At 29.0% G+C, this 18,255-nt stretch carries 17 protein-coding genes; 13 read left to right on the top strand and 4 right to left on the bottom strand.

Features of this window, described 5'->3' with window-relative positions:
- Positions 1–147 precede the first annotated feature (147 nt).
- Both pbpC and L8X30_RS06650 read right to left on the bottom strand, forming a co-directional pair.
- Entirely contained in the window at positions 148–2,352 is a 2,205-nt protein-coding gene (pbpC, locus tag L8X30_RS06655) for a penicillin-binding protein 1C (RefSeq protein ID WP_263679568.1), read from the bottom strand.
- Complete coding sequence (locus tag L8X30_RS06650) at positions 2,349–7,634, bottom strand: alpha-2-macroglobulin family protein (RefSeq protein ID WP_263679567.1); 5,286 nt, start codon at positions 7,632–7,634, stop codon at positions 2,349–2,351. The genes pbpC and L8X30_RS06650 overlap by 4 nt, the downstream gene beginning before the upstream one ends.
- Before the next feature lie 100 nt (positions 7,635–7,734).
- On the opposite strand from L8X30_RS06650, the gene L8X30_RS06645 reads away from it, so the two are divergent.
- Both L8X30_RS06645 and L8X30_RS06640 read left to right on the top strand, forming a co-directional pair.
- Entirely contained in the window at positions 7,735–8,097 is a 363-nt protein-coding gene (locus L8X30_RS06645; RefSeq protein WP_263664050.1) for a hypothetical protein, read from the top strand.
- A gap of 31 nt (positions 8,098–8,128) precedes the next feature.
- Entirely contained in the window at positions 8,129–8,443 is a 315-nt protein-coding gene (locus L8X30_RS06640; protein ID WP_263679566.1) for a hypothetical protein, read from the top strand.
- Here L8X30_RS06640 and L8X30_RS06635 read toward each other — a convergent pair.
- The gene (locus L8X30_RS06635; RefSeq protein ID WP_263679565.1) at positions 8,440–10,311 is read right to left on the bottom strand and encodes a mechanosensitive ion channel family protein; all 1,872 of its coding nucleotides are present in this window, start codon (positions 10,309–10,311) and stop codon (positions 8,440–8,442) included. The two genes, L8X30_RS06640 and L8X30_RS06635, sit on opposite strands and share 4 nt — an antisense overlap.
- The gene (locus L8X30_RS06630) at positions 10,308–10,946 is read right to left on the bottom strand and encodes a carbonic anhydrase (protein WP_263679564.1); all 639 of its coding nucleotides are present in this window, start codon (positions 10,944–10,946) and stop codon (positions 10,308–10,310) included. The genes L8X30_RS06635 and L8X30_RS06630 overlap by 4 nt, the downstream gene beginning before the upstream one ends.
- A 160-nt stretch (positions 10,947–11,106) precedes the next feature.
- On the opposite strand from L8X30_RS06630, the gene L8X30_RS06625 reads away from it, so the two are divergent.
- The 11 genes from L8X30_RS06625 (at position 11,107) to L8X30_RS06575 (ending at position 18,253) form a co-directional block, all read left to right on the top strand.
- Entirely contained in the window at positions 11,107–11,808 is a 702-nt protein-coding gene (locus L8X30_RS06625; protein WP_039619421.1) for a Bax inhibitor-1/YccA family protein, read from the top strand.
- Positions 11,809–11,910: 102 nt separating this feature from the next.
- Positions 11,911–12,255 (top strand): preprotein translocase subunit SecG, encoded by a 345-nt coding sequence (secG, locus tag L8X30_RS06620; RefSeq protein ID WP_263679563.1) that lies wholly within the window; start codon positions 11,911–11,913, stop codon positions 12,253–12,255.
- A 12-nt stretch (positions 12,256–12,267) separates the two neighbouring features.
- Positions 12,268–12,825 carry a ribosome recycling factor gene (gene frr, locus L8X30_RS06615; protein WP_039668941.1) on the top strand — a complete coding sequence of 186 codons (558 nt, stop codon included), beginning with the start codon at positions 12,268–12,270 and terminating at the stop codon, positions 12,823–12,825.
- Between the two features lie 2 nt (positions 12,826–12,827).
- Positions 12,828–13,436 (top strand): orotate phosphoribosyltransferase, encoded by a 609-nt coding sequence (gene pyrE, locus L8X30_RS06610; RefSeq protein ID WP_263679562.1) that lies wholly within the window; start codon positions 12,828–12,830, stop codon positions 13,434–13,436.
- Complete coding sequence (locus tag L8X30_RS06605; protein ID WP_263664044.1) at positions 13,436–13,852, top strand: RDD family protein; 417 nt, start codon at positions 13,436–13,438, stop codon at positions 13,850–13,852. Before pyrE ends, L8X30_RS06605 begins: the two co-directional genes overlap by 1 nt.
- Positions 13,849–14,871 carry a ribonucleotide-diphosphate reductase subunit beta gene (locus L8X30_RS06600; RefSeq protein ID WP_263664043.1) on the top strand — a complete coding sequence of 341 codons (1,023 nt, stop codon included), beginning with the start codon at positions 13,849–13,851 and terminating at the stop codon, positions 14,869–14,871. The genes L8X30_RS06605 and L8X30_RS06600 overlap by 4 nt, the downstream gene beginning before the upstream one ends.
- Before the next feature lie 124 nt (positions 14,872–14,995).
- Positions 14,996–15,163: a hypothetical protein gene (locus L8X30_RS06595; protein WP_039619427.1), complete on the top strand. Its 168-nt coding sequence runs from the start codon at positions 14,996–14,998 to the stop codon at positions 15,161–15,163.
- Between the two features lie 10 nt (positions 15,164–15,173).
- Positions 15,174–16,691, top strand: a complete 1,518-nt coding sequence (locus L8X30_RS06590) for a disulfide bond formation protein B (RefSeq protein WP_263679561.1) — start codon at positions 15,174–15,176, stop codon at positions 16,689–16,691.
- Positions 16,692–16,781: 90 nt separating this feature from the next.
- Complete coding sequence (locus L8X30_RS06585) at positions 16,782–17,411, top strand: protein-L-isoaspartate(D-aspartate) O-methyltransferase (RefSeq protein WP_263664091.1); 630 nt, start codon at positions 16,782–16,784, stop codon at positions 17,409–17,411.
- Between the two features lie 102 nt (positions 17,412–17,513).
- Positions 17,514–17,687 (top strand): hypothetical protein, encoded by a 174-nt coding sequence (locus L8X30_RS06580; protein WP_263679560.1) that lies wholly within the window; start codon positions 17,514–17,516, stop codon positions 17,685–17,687.
- Positions 17,678–18,253, top strand: coding sequence for a carbonic anhydrase family protein (locus L8X30_RS06575; RefSeq protein ID WP_318529751.1), 576 nt, complete (start codon positions 17,678–17,680; stop codon positions 18,251–18,253). Before L8X30_RS06580 ends, L8X30_RS06575 begins: the two co-directional genes overlap by 10 nt.
- Positions 18,254–18,255: the final 2 nt, after the last annotated feature.

Below are 18,255 nucleotides of genomic sequence, written 5' to 3'. Positions count from 1 at the left end.
TATAATTATAAAAACTTATCATTAAATAAAAATAAAAAAATATTAACTAAAATAAAAAAATATTAAATATTTAATTATATTGCACAAATATCTATAATTATTGGGGAGTGGGAATGAATTTTATTTAGTGATTTTTATGAGTTTTATTTAAAATATATTAAAAGTTATAAAATCGCTTTGACCATTTTCACTAATAATATTAAGAGTATATTTACCTTTTTTTAAATCCAAAGATAAACTTTCTTCTTTTCCTTCAAAAATAAATTCCTGATTTAAATACCAAAAAAGTTTTTCTTTTTTAGGATTTATAAGCTTAATTAACAATTTTTGCTTACTCTTTAAATCTTTTGGCAAAATGATATTAAGATTATTTATTGGATAAATAATTTTTAAATTTTGGTTAGAATTTTGTAAATTTTGCTTTTCTTCTACAAAAAATGCTTGTGCATGGGAGGGTAAATTTAATATAATCTTTTTCTTTGCATGGATGAAATTTTCATCTAAAGAATCAACTTCTTTGTTTTTATACATAAAAACTTCTTTTAAAAATGGTGAAGTCCTTAAAACATTTGCACTTTGTGGGTAAAGTACTTCTTTAAAGTCAAATTTATAATCATATCTATACCCTGTTTGATTTTCAATTTTGATAGTAACTAAATCACTAGGCTTTTCAAATTCTAAATTAACTCCCTCAAGCAAGGCTAAAAGCTCAAAAAACAATTCCCCTGCTATACTCATACCATATAAATTTGCATTTGCTTCGCCATTAAAATTTCCAACCCATACTCCTAAAGTGTATTTTGGAGAAGTTCCTATAGCCCAAGCGTCTTTTCTACCATAACTTGTGCCTGTTTTCCAGGAGATGATAGTATTAAAATCATATTGTCTTAAACCTGCTCTATCTAAATCCTTTAAAGTTTGTAAGGTTAAAAAACTTGCTCCATTACTAATAAGCTTTTTATCTTCTTTAGTAAATGCATTTTCTTCATATAAAAGCTCTTTAAAGTTTCCATAATTTCCAAGCCCTAGATAAATTTTTACCATATCTTCTAAACTAAATTCTTTTGTACCTAAAATCAAAGAAAGTCCATATTTTTTAAAATTTTCATCTTCAAAATCTAAAATATCTTTGAGTTTATAAAAAAACTTCTCATACCCATATTCTGCAAGCAAGCTTACAAAAGGGATATTAAGTGATTTTTGCAAAGATTCTTTTGCGCTAATAAAGCCATGATATTTTTTATTTGCATTTTGCGGGGCAAAATTAGAAAAAAATGTAGGCGCATCAAGCATTAAAGATTCAGGCACTATAAACCCCTCATCTATAGCAAAAGCAAAAAGCAAAGGTTTTAATATTGAACCCACACTACGCTTTGCAATAACCCCATCAACTTGACCAAAACTTACAAAATCATAAAAATCATTAGAACCTACATAAGCTAAAACTTTATTTGTTTTGGTATCTGCTAATAATATAGCTAAATTTTTTATACCCTTTTGCTCTAATTTATAAGAATATTCCTTAGCTTTTTCTTCAAATTTGATTTGAATTTTTTTATCTATACTAGAAATGATTTTTTCTTTATCCGCTAAAAGCCTACGTGCTAAATGCGGAGCTAAGTTTTTTCTTGCTTTAAAACTAGGAAGTTTTTCAGCCTTTGCAAGAGTTAAAATATCTTTAGAAAAATATCCCTTTTCAAAAAGCCTATCAAGCAAAACATTGCGTTTTTTTAAAAGCTTATCTTTGTTTTTTTCAAGATTAATCAAACCTGGATTATTAGGAAGCACAGCAAGCAAGGCTGCTTCACTCCAAGTAAGATCTTTTAAATCTTTTTCAAAATAAAACAAACCCGCACTTGCAACACCTACTAAATTTCCTCCATAAGGGGCATTGTTTAAATAAAGCTTTAGAATTTCATCTTTTTCATAAGCACTTTCTAAAGCAAAAGCTTTGATGATTTCGTTAAATTTATTAAAATATGTACGTTTATTTTGCTCTAGAAGTTTGATTGTTTGCATAGAAATTGTACTTGCACCACTTCTTTTACTTGAAAAAAGATTATTTTTAAAAGCTCTTATAAGTGCTAAAAAATCTACTCCATAATGAGAATAAAAATTTTTATCTTCATATAAAATAACTGCACTTTTTAATTTTTGTGGTATAAAATCACTCTCTAAGTGCCATTGTTCATTAGCATCTAAAAATACACTAAGAATTTCTTTGTTTTTATCAAGTAAAACCTTGCTATAAGTGCCTTTAAATAAATCCTTGTTATCAAAACTAAAATAAACTAAGCCTATGTAAAAACATAGGCTTAAAAAGCATATTGCAAGGCTTATTTTGATTTTCACTGCACTACTTTGACTCTTTTACTCTCACTTAAAGCTTTATAAGCATTATCATACATTGCTTCAACATAAGCTCCACTCAAAGTATAAACACCTGGAGTAACAGCACTTAATTTCACAAAAAATTCTCTTGATTCATCAGAATACAAAGGAAAGAAATACATGATTTTATCATCTCTTATATCGACAAAATCATAATAAGAATTTTTCACAAAATCAGGAGTTTCATCATCTAAAAGATCATGCACTATCTCCCATCCACTTGGTAAAATTTGAGTTAAAGCTATATTAGAAGCGCCTGGATAATTTTTATTTGATATTTTTAATTTCATATAAAAAATTTGAGAACTTTTTATAGCACTTTCATCTATTTCATTTCCATTTTCATCATAAAAACTTCTTTCTATATACATACGCTGCGCAAAAGGCTCGGCAATACCTTTTTTAATACCCTCTACTCCAAAATGTACATAAGTATCTTCTTTAGCTTCTATCAAAGCACCGCCTTGATTAAACTCAAATTTAGAAAAACTCGTATTGAGCTTTTTATCCTCACCATTAATTTTTACTCTTGCATTGATAGTTTTAGAGTTTTCATCACTAAAACTATTTGCCAAAGCATATAAAGCATAACCTGTGCTTTGAGTACTAAGCCAAGCTTGGCTTTCTAAAGTTTTTTTAATATCATCTAATAATTCATCATTATCTTTACCATAGATTATTTTATACGCATTTGCAATAATAGCTTCATCTCTTAGAAAAGATCCATAGGTGTGAGTATAATTAGTTTTTCCATCAGGCTTTGTGCTTAAATTTTTAGCTATATTTAAAGCTACCTCATCAAAACCTGCTAATTTATAAGCTGCGCCAAGTTGCCAAAGACTTACATTATTTAGGCTTTGCAAATAAGTACTATCTTCATAAATGGCATTCATTATACTTAAATTTGGCTCTTTAGCTAAAGCTAAAAGATATAAAGAATTTATTCTAATTTCTTTATTTGTTTGAGCTTTTAAAACATAGCGTTTTTGATAATCAAGCCATGCTTTAAACATACCCTCACTCACATAATAGCCTCTTTCTTTAGCCAAAATCATAAACATACCCGCATAATTACTTCCCCAAGCATCAGAATCTTTAAGTCCTTGCCAATAAGCAAAGCCACCATTAGCAGTTTGGAAATTTGCGTATTTACTTAACAATGCATTGATATTGTTAATATTTTTTTGCTCATTTGCTCCTTGATCAAGTTTTTGTAAAAAAAGTTGTGGTAAAACTGCTGAAGTGCTTTGTTCTATACATCCATAAGGATAATTTTGCAAGTATTTTAATCTATGATTTATATTTAAAATAGGCTTAGAACTCACACTTAAAAACGCCACTGGATTAATATAATCTTGTGTGATTTTAAACTCCATAGAAGTATTTGCAGGAATTTTAAAAGATTTACCCTCATAAGTAATGGTATTTAGCGCTTTTATGTCAATTTGAGTATTTTGAGTATAGGTGTAATCTTTTGCATTTAAACTTAACTCTATTTCTTCTACTCCAAGCTTGTTTGAATTTACTTTTGCATTAACATAAATATCTTTGCTTTTTTCATTACCAAAGTCAATTAAAATTTCATCTTTTTCAAAATTTATGAGTGAATTTTTTGTTTTTAATTTAAGTTTTGCATTTTTTACATCATCATCTACTTTAAATACTTGCACCAAAAACTTAAACTCATCATCAAGCCTTAAAGCCCTTGGCAAAGTTTCAAGCATTACAGCAGGTGCGCTAACTTGGATATCTTTAGAAGCACTACCAAAACCTGCTAAGTTGTTTGCCACTACCATAACTCTAACCGAACCTAAGTATGATGGCATATTAAATTTTAATTTTGCATAACCATTTTCATCACTTTGTACTGGCTCTTGAAACAATACAACAGGTTTAAAACGTCTTGCTTTTTCATCATTTTTGCTTTTATTTGCTCTACTTTCTAAGAAAACATCACCGCCCGTAGTTAATACCTTGGAAGCATTAGAAATATTTTTAGCAATGATTTTATCATAGGTATCATATATACTCATGTTAAAGCGTGTTTTTTGGTAAAAATACCCCCAAATATCTGGGGTTTTAAAAGCATTCACATCAAGCAAGCCCTCATCTACAATAGCTACAGTATAAGTATAACTTTGCTTGTTTTTACTTTGAATTTCTACTTCAAAATCTTGTTTTGGCATGATTTTATCCGGTACTTTTAAATCAAGTTCAATTTTACTTTGCTCATCTACTACATTTAAAGGCACCACACCAAAAAGTCTTAAGGCTCTATCATTAGTGTATTGATCATAATCTTGAAGTAAAATCACGCTCACATAAACATTTGGCATATATTCTTTAAGAATAGGAATTTCAACCTTTGTAATATCTTCATGTGTATCTATCACAAAGCGTTTTAAAACCTTTGCATTATCATTTAAAGTAACAATAGCTTTTGCACCCTTAACACTTTCAAATTCTATAAAAGCTGTTTCATTTGGCTTGTATTCTTTTTTATCACTTTTTATTTTTAAAGAACTCACTATATCAGCATTACTTGGCGCACCAAAACTACTAATATAAAAAAACTCTCCTGTGCTTGTTTTACTTTGTACATCTTCAAGTTCTATGAACATTTCACCATGATATTCTTTTGGATCAAATTCTATTTTAACCGGTTTATCCTTGCTTAAAATACTTCCTTGAGTAATGATTTGTGTGTTTTTATCTTTTTTGAGTGATTTTAAAAAATCATCATAATTATCATAATCCCACCACCAAGAATAATCATTTGCATAAATAGTATATTTAATCTCCCTATTTGCTATCAAATTCTCATCTAAATCACTTACAATGGCTTCAAAATTGATAATAGAACCTGAGCTTAAATAGTGATTTTTTAAACGCTTAATACCTACAAAATACTCATGCAATATTACTTGTGAATTTACAAGTGCTTCAACCGATCTTGAACCTTTTTCAAAAACCCTAGCTCTTATGCTAGCTTCTAAATTATATGGGGTATTTTTTAAAAAGTCATTTAAAGTAAATTCTTGCTTTGTAAAGCCATTTTCATCTAACATACCTTTTAAATTATCTTGATATTTTTGTACCAAAACACTAGGATTTGAAAAAATATATTCTGGGTATTTTGAATTTTTATATTCTTTTTTACTTACAAATAAATCAGCTTGATATTGCAAATTACTTGCTGGTGCTCCAAAAAGATATTTTGAGCTAATATTAAAATCTAATTTTTCATTTTCTTTTATACTTTTTGGAGCTTGCATGGATACTTTTATACGATTTGGCACTATATTTTGTACTAAAATTTCTTTATCAAAAATCGTATTTGCAAATTCAACCCTAGCTAAATACACTCCACTTAAAGCTTGTTGATCAAGTGAAATCTTTTTATAAAAAGCTCCATTACTCAAAGGTTCAAGCTTGATTTTATCTAAAAGCTTTTTATTACGTGGATCAAAAAAACTTAAAAATATAGGATGATTAACAACTCCTTTATCATTTCTTGCAACCATAGTTAAATGGATATCATCACCTGATCTATGAACCTCTCTTTCTGTGTAAATAAATACTTTATTTTGAGAAGTTAAATCAAAACCATCTACATCAAAACCATCATATAATAAAGGTGAACTTAAGCGCAAAATAGAAGCTTGTTTATCTTTTGAAGCAATGATAAATAAAGCTTTTGATTCATCAATACCATCAAAAACAGCCAAACCATTATCATCACTCATTTTAGAAGCTAAAACTTGGTTGCTTTTGCTAATAACATCAACCTTAACCCCACCTAAAGCCTTTTGCGTGGTAAAATCTCTCACATCTACAAAAAGCTTTTTATTTAAATTTTGAGCAATCAAAGCTATATCTGAAAAAATTAAGTTCTTACTTACTTTTGCTTTTTGGTTAAAAAATCTATATTTTTTCCAACTCTCCATTCCCTCATCAAAAACATAATCAACATCTTCTTCTTTAAAATAAAGCTTGACTATAAACACACCGCTTAAATCTTTTAAACCATCTAATACTATTTCATTTTCTTGCCACTGATTTTTGGTATTTTTTATATCAAAATCTTTTTTTAACACTATTTCACTAGTATAATCACTCTCTGAAAAAATATCACTATCATAATCACTTAAATTTTTAGCACCTTGAAGATTTTTATATCTTAAATATTCACTTAAGTTATTTGAAAATACTTGATGAACTTCCAAACGAACTTTTTTAACATTCATACTCTTAAAAGCTATTTTTTTACTCGCTTTGCTAGATAAAAATACCCCTTGATTTGTAAAACTTATAGCAGGCTCATAGTCTTTTAAACTTACTTGAGTTTTATAATTTTCTTTTGTACTAATTCCATCAGCACTTTTAATCCCTTGAGCAAGTTGAATTTCATAAGTTTTATTTGGGGAAAAATTACCTGTAAGCTTGATTTTATTTCCAAAAGCTAATGCCTTAAAATCTACTTCTGGGGTAATAAAAATCAATTCTTTTAAATTCTGATCTTGTGAAATATTTTGAGAAAAAAGCAATTCTATGTTTTTATTAACTATATTTGCATTTTGAAAAACAAATTCGCTCTTTGCAAGCAAAATATACTCTAAATCTATATTTTTCTCTAAACCTAAAATTTCTTTATCAAAAACTACTTTTACATTAGTATTAGTATTTTTGATACTTAGTGCTTTAGAATATATACTTGCTATATCACCTTGGATGATGATTTTATCTATTTGAATTTCTTTTTCTTGTGCAGTAATTTTAATAGCTTTTAACAATTCATCTTTATTAAGAGTATAAAAACTTTGAATATTTAAAAGCAATACACTCTCATCATTTGAAATATTTTGAAAATATCCTTTAATATCTAGTTTTTCAAAAGGAGTTTGGACTTTTAATTGCACTTTTTCATTTGCTAAAATATCATTTAAATCTATAAAAATATCATATGCTTGATTTGCTTTTAAAGCTGTAAAAATATTTAATCTTGTGGGTGTTTCAAGCTCATATTTTACTTTTGTCTTTTGATTATTAACAATAATTTCTCTTTCTTTTATAACGCCTATTTCTTGATTAATAATATTAGTATTAAACTCTATAAAAATACTTTGCGTGTTTTCATTAAAACCATAAGCTCTTATAGCAGAGCTTTTATCTTCATTTTTAGAACAAGCAAACAATAAACTTGCAAGCAAAAATGCAAAAAAACAATGTAAAAACCCTCTCATAAATACCTCATTTTAGTAAATTTTTTAAATTATATCTAAATTCACTCTTGCTTCACTCAAAAAATTATATAATTCTTGCATAAAAAATAAAGGAGAAAAAATGAAAAAGAAAATCGCTACATTATTAACAGTTTTAGGTCTTTCAAGTCTTGCTTATGCAGATGGAATTTATGGAGTAATAGTAGATGTAAATGATGGTGCAAAAACCATTTTAATTGACACCACTTACGGTCAAAAAATGAATGTAAAAATTCTACCAAATACTGAAATTGATATGGATGATTGTGGTATTTTTGGTATGGATAAATACGGCACTTTTAGAGATTTAAAAGTAGGAACTTTTATAGAAGCTGAAGTTTTCCATGGCTATGCTCAAACAACACCAAATCCACAAACACCGAATCAAGTTCAAAATATAACTGCTAAAGAAATCAAAATCGAATGCAAAAAAAGAGCTTATTAAGCAAAATAACTCCTAAAAAGGAGTTATTTTAATGCGTTTTTTTCTTATACTAGTTTGCATTAGCACTTTTGCATTTGCTTATAAAGTTCAAGGCATCTTAAAAAATACCACAGCTCACACAATAAGCATTCAAACAAGTTTTGATAATAATTTAATCATCACAATTTTACCTCAAACACGTATTGATGTTTATGGTTGTGGAATTTTTGGAAGCAATAAAAAACAAGCTAATGTACAAGATTTAAAAAAAGGAAGCCTTGTTAAAATTAAAGGCAGTAAAAATGGAAGTATTATCATCGCTGAAAAAATTATAGTTGAATGCGATAATCAAAGAAGAGCTTATTAAGATAATAGCTCTTCTTTGTCTTCTTTATTGATTTTTTCTATATAAAGACTTTGCGAAGGAAAAGCAAAGCTGAGTTTATTTCTTTCAACAATTTTCATTAACTCAAGCAGAATACTTTGTCTTGCCTCTCTAAAACCACCTGCATCTACTGCTTTGGTATAAAAATATACTTCTATATCAATAGAACTTGCACCAAAACCACTCACAGCCACATAAGTGTTATTTTTATACCCTTCTAAGTCATTTACTGAAACTAAATTTTGTCTGTATCTAGCGCGTGTTCCACCATGATTTAACGCGCTATCATCAACTTGGGCTATCAAAGGACTAGTAGCTAATAAATATCTTATATCTTCTACACATTGTTCAAGTTGCTCAGGTCTTGCATCATAAGTGACACCGATAAATAATTTTACATGGCGTCCTATTTTTCTTTTACTCCAATTTTTTATATTTGTTCCCATGATGGTTGAGTTTGGTAAAAATACTAAAGAATTATCAAAAGTTCTAATGGTGGTTTTTCTAAGTCCAATTTCTACTATGGTTCCTTCTATACCTGAAATTTCCACCCAATCGCCTTGATTAAAACTATTATCAAAAAGTAAAAGCACAGAAGCAAAGAAATTTGCGATAATATCCTTAGCTGCTAATGCCACCGCCAAACCACCAATACCTAAAGATGCAATTAATGCTGAAATATTAAATCCTAAGTGCGCTAAAACAAATAAAACAGCTATTACTATAATGATAAAATATAAAATTTTAATGATTAAATTAACCACTTCACGCTTACCACTTTTTTCAGCAAGCTTTGCAACAATCACCATGCCATAACTATCAAAGATATTTATCACAAGCCAAGCAGTTAAAATAACATAAGCAATAGATAAAATATTGCTAATTCTTATATCAACAGGCGCAGGATAGTAAAAAATAGTAAAACAAATTCCTATAGCATAAGCAAATAAAAACCAACCTACCGGCCCTTGAAGTTTTTCTAGAAAATGAGTTTTTATCTCCATATTAGCTGAATTTTTTCCAAATAAGCGTATAAGTATAAAATATAAAATCTTTGCTAGATAAAATTTCAAAGAATAAAAAAAGACAATTACAGCGATAGAAATGACTATTTTTCCAAGATTTACGCTACTAATAGAAGTTTGTTCATTAATATAATTAATCGCATTTTGCAAACCCAAACCTGTAAATAAAAAGTTAGTTTCAAGCAAGCTTGCATTGTTTCTTAGATAAACTAAAATTTCATTATAAGATTTAATAGCATTTCTTAAATTATTTTCATTGATTTCTAAGGTTCTAAGCTGAGTAATATCATTAATTTTTTCTTTATCTAAGGTAAAATTAAAAACCATATCTTCTTTGAGCGAATCAATACTTTTATCAATAATGCTTCTTATAGTCTTACTTTGTGCTCCTTCGATAAAAACTTTTTCTAATTCAAAGATACATAGGTAAAAATGTTCTGCAGAGGTTAAATTTAAAAGTTTAATTTTATTATCCACGTAATCATAATATCTTTTCTTAGCTTGAGCATTTTCAACACTTTTTTGCAAAGCATTTTTAGTTTGCAAAAAGTCTTTCGCCTCTTTATCATCAATTTTTTGAGATACCATTTTTAAAGGTAAAGTAGTTAAAATTGCAGCTTTTTGTTTTTCTATTTCTTTAATATTATCTTGAAATTCACTGCTATTTGTATCGCTATTTTTAAAGCTTTCTAAAAGTAAATTTAGTTCTATATAGTTTTGCACTAGGGCAAAAATACTATTTTTATCCTCTAAAGCGTTTTTTTCTTGTGCATATAAAGCATTAACAAATAAAAAAAACAAAATAATACTAAAAATCTTTTTCATGATTTTCTCACCCTCTCTTGAATTAAAACAAAATTTTCAAAATTAAAATCATACTCATAAATTTCACCCGTTTCTATGATGTAATACCAAGCATGGAGTTCAATTTCTTTTTTATTTAAAGCTTCTTCAACGCCTGGATAAGTTAATAAATTTTGCAAAGAATTTACCAAATTCATTTTTTCAGTCATCCAAGAACGCATAGCTAAATCACTACCTGCAATCTTTAAAACCTTATTTTTTATAGGCTCAAGCAAAGTAAGCCATTTTTTGACATTAGGCATATTTTTTAAATCATTTTCGTTTGCATATAAAGCCGCGCAGCCTCCGCAATTACTATGACCGCAAACTATAATATTTTTTATATGTAAAGAATTAAAAGCATATTCAATAGCTGAAGTAGTTGCTAAAAAATCATCCCCGACTCTATAAGGTGGAACGATATTGCCTATATTTCTTACAACAAAAAGCTCGCCTGGACCTGTATTAGTGATTAAGTTTGGTATCACTCTTGAATCAGCACAACCTATAAAAAGCGTATGAGGATTTTGTTTGTTTTTTAAACTTTCAAAAAGCTCTGCATGCTCTTTAAAATCTTCTTGCATAAATTTTAAAGCACCATCGATCAAGTCTTTCAAGAATAGTCCTTTTTTGTATTTTAACAAGACATTATACTAAAATTATTTTTACTTAAACCAAATCAATAAATTTATTTTTTGTTATATTTTTATGTAGTTTTAATCTTTTATTTATCTTTTTTTTGTAAATTTTGGTTTTAAAAATTATTGGAGGATTTTAATGAGTCTTTATGATAGAGATTATTCTAACTCTAAAACTCAAGAATTTGAAGGTTATGCTAGAAGTGATTTAAGCATTTTTATAAAACAAACTTATCAGCTTTTTGCTGCTTCATTATTAGCTGCAACAGCGGGCGCTTACATAGGAATTTTTGCCCTAGCGCATTTATTTGCACAATCTCAAGCAACTTTTTGGATTTTATTTATTGTTGAAATTGGTTTATTGTTTGCATTACAATGGAAAAAAAGAGAAGCTCCGCTTAATTTAATTTTACTTTTTGCCTTTACTTTTGTTTCAGGGCTTACTTTAACACCACTTTTATATTCAGTTTTAGCACTTCCTGCAGGGGCTAGTATCATCGCTCAAGCTTTTGCTTTAACAACAGTAGCTTTTGGTGCTTTAAGTGTATTTGCTATGAATACAAAAAGAGATTTTACTATGATGGGAAAAATGCTTTTTATAGCTTTAATCGTTATCGTAGTGGCTTCTTTAATTAATCTATTTTTCCAAAGCTCACTTGTGAGTTTAGCTATTTCTGGTATTGGTGCGATTTTATTTTCTTTTTACATCCTTTATGATACTCAAAACATCATTAGGGGAAACTATGAAACACCAATCGAAGGCGCAGTTGCTCTTTATCTTGATTTTATCAACCTTTTCATCTCTCTTCTTAATATTTTAAGAAGCTTTAATAGCAGATAAAAATTCGCGAGATTTTTTCTCGCAAATTTTCTTTACCTCTTTCAAGTTTTTATCAAACTTTTTAAGTTAAAATACTCATTTTATTTTCAATAAGGAAAATTCATGACTACTCTTTTAATTATTTTGCAATTTGCAATTGTTGTGATTATTTGTATTGCAGTTTTATTACAAAAAAGTTCAAGCATAGGACTTGGAGCTTATAGTGGAAGCAATGAAAGTTTATTTGGAGCAAAAGGTCCTGCGGGATTTTTGGCTAAATTTACTTTTGTAATGGGTATTTTACTTATTGCTAATACAATTGCCCTTAGCTATATGTATAATAATGCTAACTCTAACTCACTTGCTGAAAAAGCAGAACAAATTTTACCAAAAGCACCTGAGACAAATACAACTAACATTCCAGTTGCACCAAGTGCCCCAATTAGCGAAAGTAACACTAGCAAATAAAAAGGATAAACCATGCTAAATGAAATTTATACCAAGCAAAAACAACAATCAGATAAAAGTTTAGAGGCCTTAAAAAAAGATTTTACCACTATAAGAACTGGTAAAGTAAATATCAACATACTTGATCATATTCATGTTGATTATTATGGTAGTGCAACCCCACTTAATCAAGTGGCAACAGTTTTAGCAACCGATGCTTCAACCATAAGCATCACTCCTTGGGAAAAATCAATGCTAAAAGCTATAGAAAGTGCCATAGCTGCAGCAAATATAGGAGTAAATCCAAACAATGATGGTGAAAGTGTGAAATTATTCTTTCCACCTATGACAAGAGAACAAAGAGAAGAAAATGCTAAAAATGCCAAAGCTATGGGAGAAAAGGCTAAAGTAGCCATTAGAAACATTAGAAAAGACGCAAATGATGCGGTTAAAAAACTAGAAAAAGATAAAGCAATTTCAGAAGATGAAGCCAAAAAAGCTTATGATGAGGTTCAAAAACAAACTGATAATTACACAGCAAAAGTAGATGAATTAGTTAAAAATAAAGAAGCAGAACTTTTAAAGGTTTGATAATGAACTTGGAACAAACTTATAAAGATTGTGGGGCATACCTACAAGGGCATTTCTTGCTTAGCTCAGGGAAACACTCTGAGTTTTACCTTCAAAGTGCTAAAGTTTTAGAAAATCCAAAACTAGCAGGTGAGCTTTGTGAAGAGCTTGCAAAAGTTATTGCTAGTTTTAACATTGAATTTGATAGCATTTGTTCTCCTGCCTTGGGTGGAATTTTAGCAGGTTATGAGCTTGCTAGAGCTTGCAATAAACGCTTTATTTTCACTGAGCGCGTAGAAGGAGTGATGAGTCTTAGACGTGGTTTTGAAGTAAAAAAAGGCGAAAAATTTATCGTTTGTGAAGATATTATTACAACAGGTGGTTCTGCGCTTGAGAGTGCAAAAATCATCGAAAGCTTAGGTGGGGAAGTGGTAGGTTTTGCAGCTTTAGCAAATCGTGGTTTTTGTGCGGTAAAAAATTTAAACAACCCTAGAAAAGAAAATGCAAAACTGCCTGAAAATTTACCACTTTTTGCACTAGGAAATTTCGAATTTGATATTTATGAAGCAAATGCTTGTCCACTTTGTGAAAAAGGCACCAAAGCTATCAAACCTGGTAGTCGTGGAAACTAATGAAAACTAAAGCAAAAATAGCTACTCGCTTTTTAAGATTTAAAGCTTTTTTGATTGATCTATTTTTGCTTTATGTGCCTGTTTTATATTTATTTTATTTTACACTTGGCTCTAAAGAAGCCTTTTTAAACAATCAACTTATAATTTTTTTATGTTCTTTGCTTTTTGGGCTTATACAGGCCTTATTTTTAGCAAAAAAAGCTCAAAGTCCTGGACTTAAAGCTTATGATTTATATTTAATTGATCTTAAAAATGGCCAAAAACTTAATTTTTTTAGAATACTCTTGCGCTATATAATTTTTATCGTAAGTTTTGGTTTATTGATTGGGTTTTTGGTAAGTTTTTTAAGAAAAGATACTTTGGCTTTGCATGATATTTTAAGCCAAAGTGTTATTGTCACAAAGGTAGAAAAATGAATAGAAAAAGAATTTATAATCCAAAATCAAATGAAACTTTAAATGATAGAAAAGTATTTAATGGTAATCCTCATGGGATTTTAAATTTTACTAAAGCAAAATACACTTGGGCTTTAAAGCTTTGGGATTTAATGGAGGCAAATACTTGGTTTCCAAAAGAAGTAGATACAACCAAAGATGCACTTGATTATCGCTGTAATCTAACCGTAGCAGAAAAAAGAATGTATGATTTAGTTTGGTCTCAACTTATCTCAATGGATAGTTTTCAAACAAACAACCTTGCTGATAATATCAATCCTTACATCACAGCACCTGAAATCAATGCAGTTTTAGCAAGACAAGCTTATGAAGAAGCAAATCACTCAAAATCTTATGCAGTAATGGTTGAAGCAATCTGTGAAAATACAGACTTAATTTATGAAATGGAAAAACATGATGAAACTTTAAGAGAAAAAAATGATTTCATTTCAAGCATTTATGAAGAATTAGCTGGCGAAGTAGATGATAACAAACTATTACTTGCAATGGTAGCAAATCAAATCTTAGAAGGAGTATATTTTTATAGTGGTTTTACTGCTATTTATGCTTTAGCACGCGCAGGGAAAATGCTAGGATCAGCACAAATGATACGCTTTATACAAAGAGATGAGATTACACATTTGCTATTATTTCAAAATATGATTAATTCTGTGCGCAAAGAAAGACCTGATTTGTTTAATGATACCAATGTAAATAAAATCTATGATATGTTTAAAAAAGCAGGTGAACTTGAAATTAAATGGGGTAAATACATCACTCAAAATCAAATCATGGGTTTTACAGATGATATTATAGAAGAATATATTCATTATCTTGTTGATCAAAGACTAATTGCAATTAATCTTGATAAAATCTATAATGCAAAACATCCTATTAAATGGGTAGATGATTTTTCTAAATTTAATGATCAAAAGAGCAATTTCTTTGAAAGCAAGGTTACAAATTACTCCAAAGGAAGCTTAAGTTTTGATGACTTCTAAGTCTCAAAACTACTCATTTTTTTATACTTTTTAAATCAAATCTCTTTTTCAGTTTAATATTTTATTTTTATTTATTCTAATATAGTAAAATCGGCGGTTTTTATTTTATTTCAAAGGGGAAATGATGGAGTTTTTAGAACTTTTGTTAATCTTTATCGCCATAGTCCTCATGATAGTTAAACCAGAAAAAGAAAAATTAGCTTTTTCTATACTTGTAATTTCATGGGCTATTATGGTATTTGACTATTTAGGTCGTAAATCAGGCGCAATCTTAGGCCTAATGAATCTATAAGGTGGCAAATATGTGTGATATTAACAAAACTAAATTCTTTTACTTTTTAATGTGCTTAGCAGGCTTTTTGGTTATTTTATTGCCTGTTGGAATTGCGAATTTAATCTTTGGCTATATGCTAGGTGATAGCCCTTGTACTTCTTGCTGGGGTCAAAGAGAATCAATGATTTTCATCGGCGTAGCGGCTTTATTTGTTGTACGTTATGGTATGAAAGGTAAATTTTTAGCTTTCCTTTTAATCGCAACAGCTTTTGGTTTATGGCAATCATTTAATCATATAAGCGGCCATGCACACCGTGATCTTGATCAAGGTTTTGGTTTACCTATTTTTGGTTTACATACTTATTTTTGGGCTGAAGTGGTATTTTGGGCTGTAGTTTTACTACTTGGTGTTATTTTTGCCTTTGCTCCAAAATTTGGTTCTTTTGAAAAAGAAATGGAAGGATCTAGCTTTAGAAAATTAACTAAATTTAATCTAGCTGCTATGGTTATTGTTGCTTTTATCGTAGCTTCAAATATATTCCAAGCTTTTGTAAGCACTGGTCCTGTTCCATATAGCGGACAAGGCGATCCGGTTCGTTTTAGTTTAAATCCAAAATACATCATTTGGGATGATTCAGGTTGGAGCAAAAGCTGGAAAAGCATTTCTTTCTTAGGAAAACGCGATGTTAAAGAACCTGACTTTGCTTTTGCGCCTGCTAGTGAAAAACTAGGTATTCAATTTGATAATAATATTAGCAATGCTCCATTTGCAAGTATTGATGAAAATCTAAAAATAACAAATAAAACAAAAATTGATTTTCCTAAAGCTATCAATACACTTGATTATATCAATGGAGAATATGTTGCAAGTTCAAAATGGGAAGTATTTTTCCTAGATAATAATTTTAGCACTAAAGTTGATTTTGTTTTAGATCCATATTTTTCAGCTACAATCAACCCTATCGTAGGAATTATCCCTTATCTAGACAATAAATACATCTTAATGGGTTCTAATAAAACTTTCTTAAGATTTGCTCAAAATCCTAATGCAAATGAGGCTTTACAATATGCTGATTTTATGAAAGGGGCAAATAATTTCGAAGGTCAAGGCAAAGATCTTGGTCGTGGTAGAATTGATACAGTTAGAGCTAAATTCCATCACATCTTAAGCACAACTACCGATGGAAAATATATGTATACAGCAACTGTTCCAAACAATAAAGACGCTAAAACTTTTGTAATTTCTAAAATTTCTTTAGCAGATAGAGTTCTTTCAGCTGAATTTACTCCTAAAGCTGATCTAAAGGAAGGGAAAACACTAGGTGATCTTTATGTAACTTCAATGGCATTTAAAGATGGTAAAATTTATGCATTAAGCAAAAAGCATAATGTTATTGCTGTAATTGATCTAGACAAAGAAGAAGTTGTAAAAACTATTTCTTATCCAGAAAATATAACTAATGCAAGAAGTTTATTCTTTAAAGATGGCAAAATGCACATCTTATCTTATCAAGATGGATCGAACATCCTTTATACACTTGATTAATCTTAAGGCGTTTTTACGCCTTAAGGATTTTAAAGCTAGATAAATAAAATTTAAGATAAAATAACACTTTTTATCAAGGGGTGCTTATTGATTCATATATTTGAACAAAAACAATGTCAAACTATGGCAGAAGAAATTCGCAAAAATACTTTCATCAATGAAGAATTATTTGAAGCTTTTTGTTCCACTCCAAGAGAAATTTTTTCACCTTTAAAAATGCATGCTTATAGACTTGATGCACTTCCTTTAATGGGTAATCAATGGATAAGCTCGCCTTTAACCGTAGCTAAAATGACTATGGCACTTGATTTTAAAGATGCTGATAGTGTTTTAGAAATAGGTTGTGGTAGCGGGTATCAAGCTGCGATTTTAAGCAAACTCATTAGAAGAGTTTTTACCATAGAGCGCATTGAAAAACTTGCAATTAGCGCTATAGAAAAATTTAAAAAACTAAACTATGCTAATATCCATGTAAAATTTGATGATGGACAAAATGGTTGGAAAAATTATGCACCTTATGATAGAATTTTACTCTCAGCTTATATAGAGCATATTCCAAATGTATTGTTTGATCAACTTGAAAACAATGGAATTTTAGTAGCTCCTTTACTCATAGGAAATCAACAATTTATCACTAAATTTACAAAAAAAGATGGCGAGATTAGTAAAGAAGTTTTAGATGAATGTCTTTTTGTACCCATCAAAGATGGTAAAGAATAATCCTACTAATTTTAGGTAAATATTTAATTTTAATATAATTATTTTTAAACATAAGCTTTTTATAGGGGATATTTTTTTATAATTATATTAAAAAGGAATATTATGAGTTTAAAAAAATACTTTTTTGGTTTATTTACCACTAGCATGCTTTTTGCCTATGAGCAAATGCCTCAAAATGCCTCACACGGAAATTTTATAGACAAAGAAAAATGGAAAAATTTAGATAAAAACTGGATTTATTGTGAAAGTGGGTTAAACAATATTTTATTAATATAAACAGCAAAAAAGCTACAAGCAAAAATCATTCTTTAGAATTTAACTATTCAAACGATTCTTTTGGCTTAATAAATGATGGTTATACCATAAAAATGCATTTTGCAAGCAATGGAAGCCATATCATGCTAGATAATACAGCCTATAATTTATCTCATTTTCACTTCCATAGTCCATCAAAAATTTCTATTAATAAAAAATCATATCCTTTAGAAATTCATTTTAGTCACGTAAGTCAAAAAGGCGATATAGCAGTAGTTGTACTGTTTTTACAAGAAGGCGCGGAAAATCCTTTTATTAAAAAAATCATCCGTGCTTTTCCTAAAAAAGAAGGCGATAAACTTTATGTTCAAGGCTTAAGTGCTAATGAGTTATTGCCAAATGACCTTCAATCTTTTTATATCTTTAAAAATAAACTCAACAAGCCTTGTAATCAAAAAATCACTTGGATAGTTTTAAAAGATATAAGTTATGCCTCTAAAGAGCAAATCCAAACCATACAAAATTTAATAGGAAAAAATGAGAATTTAAAAATACAAGAAATTAATAATTTAGAACAAAATGATTAAGT

Source organism: Campylobacter sp. CNRCH_2015_0338h (assembly GCF_025772785.1).
Lineage (GTDB): Bacteria > Campylobacterota > Campylobacteria > Campylobacterales > Campylobacteraceae > Campylobacter_D.
This window is presented reverse-complemented; position numbering and strand designations above follow the sequence as displayed.

Excerpts from the sequence above, each read along its gene's own strand:
- L8X30_RS06590 (WP_263679561.1), top strand. The coding sequence starts at position 15,174 with ATGTGTGATATTAACAAAACTAAATTCTTTTACTTTTTAATGTGCTTA.
- L8X30_RS06595 (WP_039619427.1), top strand. The coding sequence starts at position 14,996 with ATGGAGTTTTTAGAACTTTTGTTAATCTTTATCGCCATAGTCCTCATG.
- secG (WP_263679563.1), top strand. The coding sequence starts at position 11,911 with ATGACTACTCTTTTAATTATTTTGCAATTTGCAATTGTTGTGATTATT.
- L8X30_RS06580 (WP_263679560.1), top strand. The coding sequence starts at position 17,514 with ATGAGTTTAAAAAAATACTTTTTTGGTTTATTTACCACTAGCATGCTT.
- L8X30_RS06650 (WP_263679567.1), bottom strand. The coding sequence starts at position 7,634 with ATGAGAGGGTTTTTACATTGTTTTTTTGCATTTTTGCTTGCAAGTTTA.
- L8X30_RS06605 (WP_263664044.1), top strand. The coding sequence starts at position 13,436 with ATGAAAACTAAAGCAAAAATAGCTACTCGCTTTTTAAGATTTAAAGCT.
- L8X30_RS06600 (WP_263664043.1), top strand. The coding sequence starts at position 13,849 with ATGAATAGAAAAAGAATTTATAATCCAAAATCAAATGAAACTTTAAAT.
- frr (WP_039668941.1), top strand. The coding sequence starts at position 12,268 with ATGCTAAATGAAATTTATACCAAGCAAAAACAACAATCAGATAAAAGT.
- L8X30_RS06645 (WP_263664050.1), top strand. The coding sequence starts at position 7,735 with ATGAAAAAGAAAATCGCTACATTATTAACAGTTTTAGGTCTTTCAAGT.
- L8X30_RS06625 (WP_039619421.1), top strand. The coding sequence starts at position 11,107 with ATGAGTCTTTATGATAGAGATTATTCTAACTCTAAAACTCAAGAATTT.
- L8X30_RS06635 (WP_263679565.1), bottom strand. The coding sequence starts at position 10,311 with ATGAAAAAGATTTTTAGTATTATTTTGTTTTTTTTATTTGTTAATGCT.
- L8X30_RS06640 (WP_263679566.1), top strand. The coding sequence starts at position 8,129 with ATGCGTTTTTTTCTTATACTAGTTTGCATTAGCACTTTTGCATTTGCT.
- pyrE (WP_263679562.1), top strand. The coding sequence starts at position 12,828 with ATGAACTTGGAACAAACTTATAAAGATTGTGGGGCATACCTACAAGGG.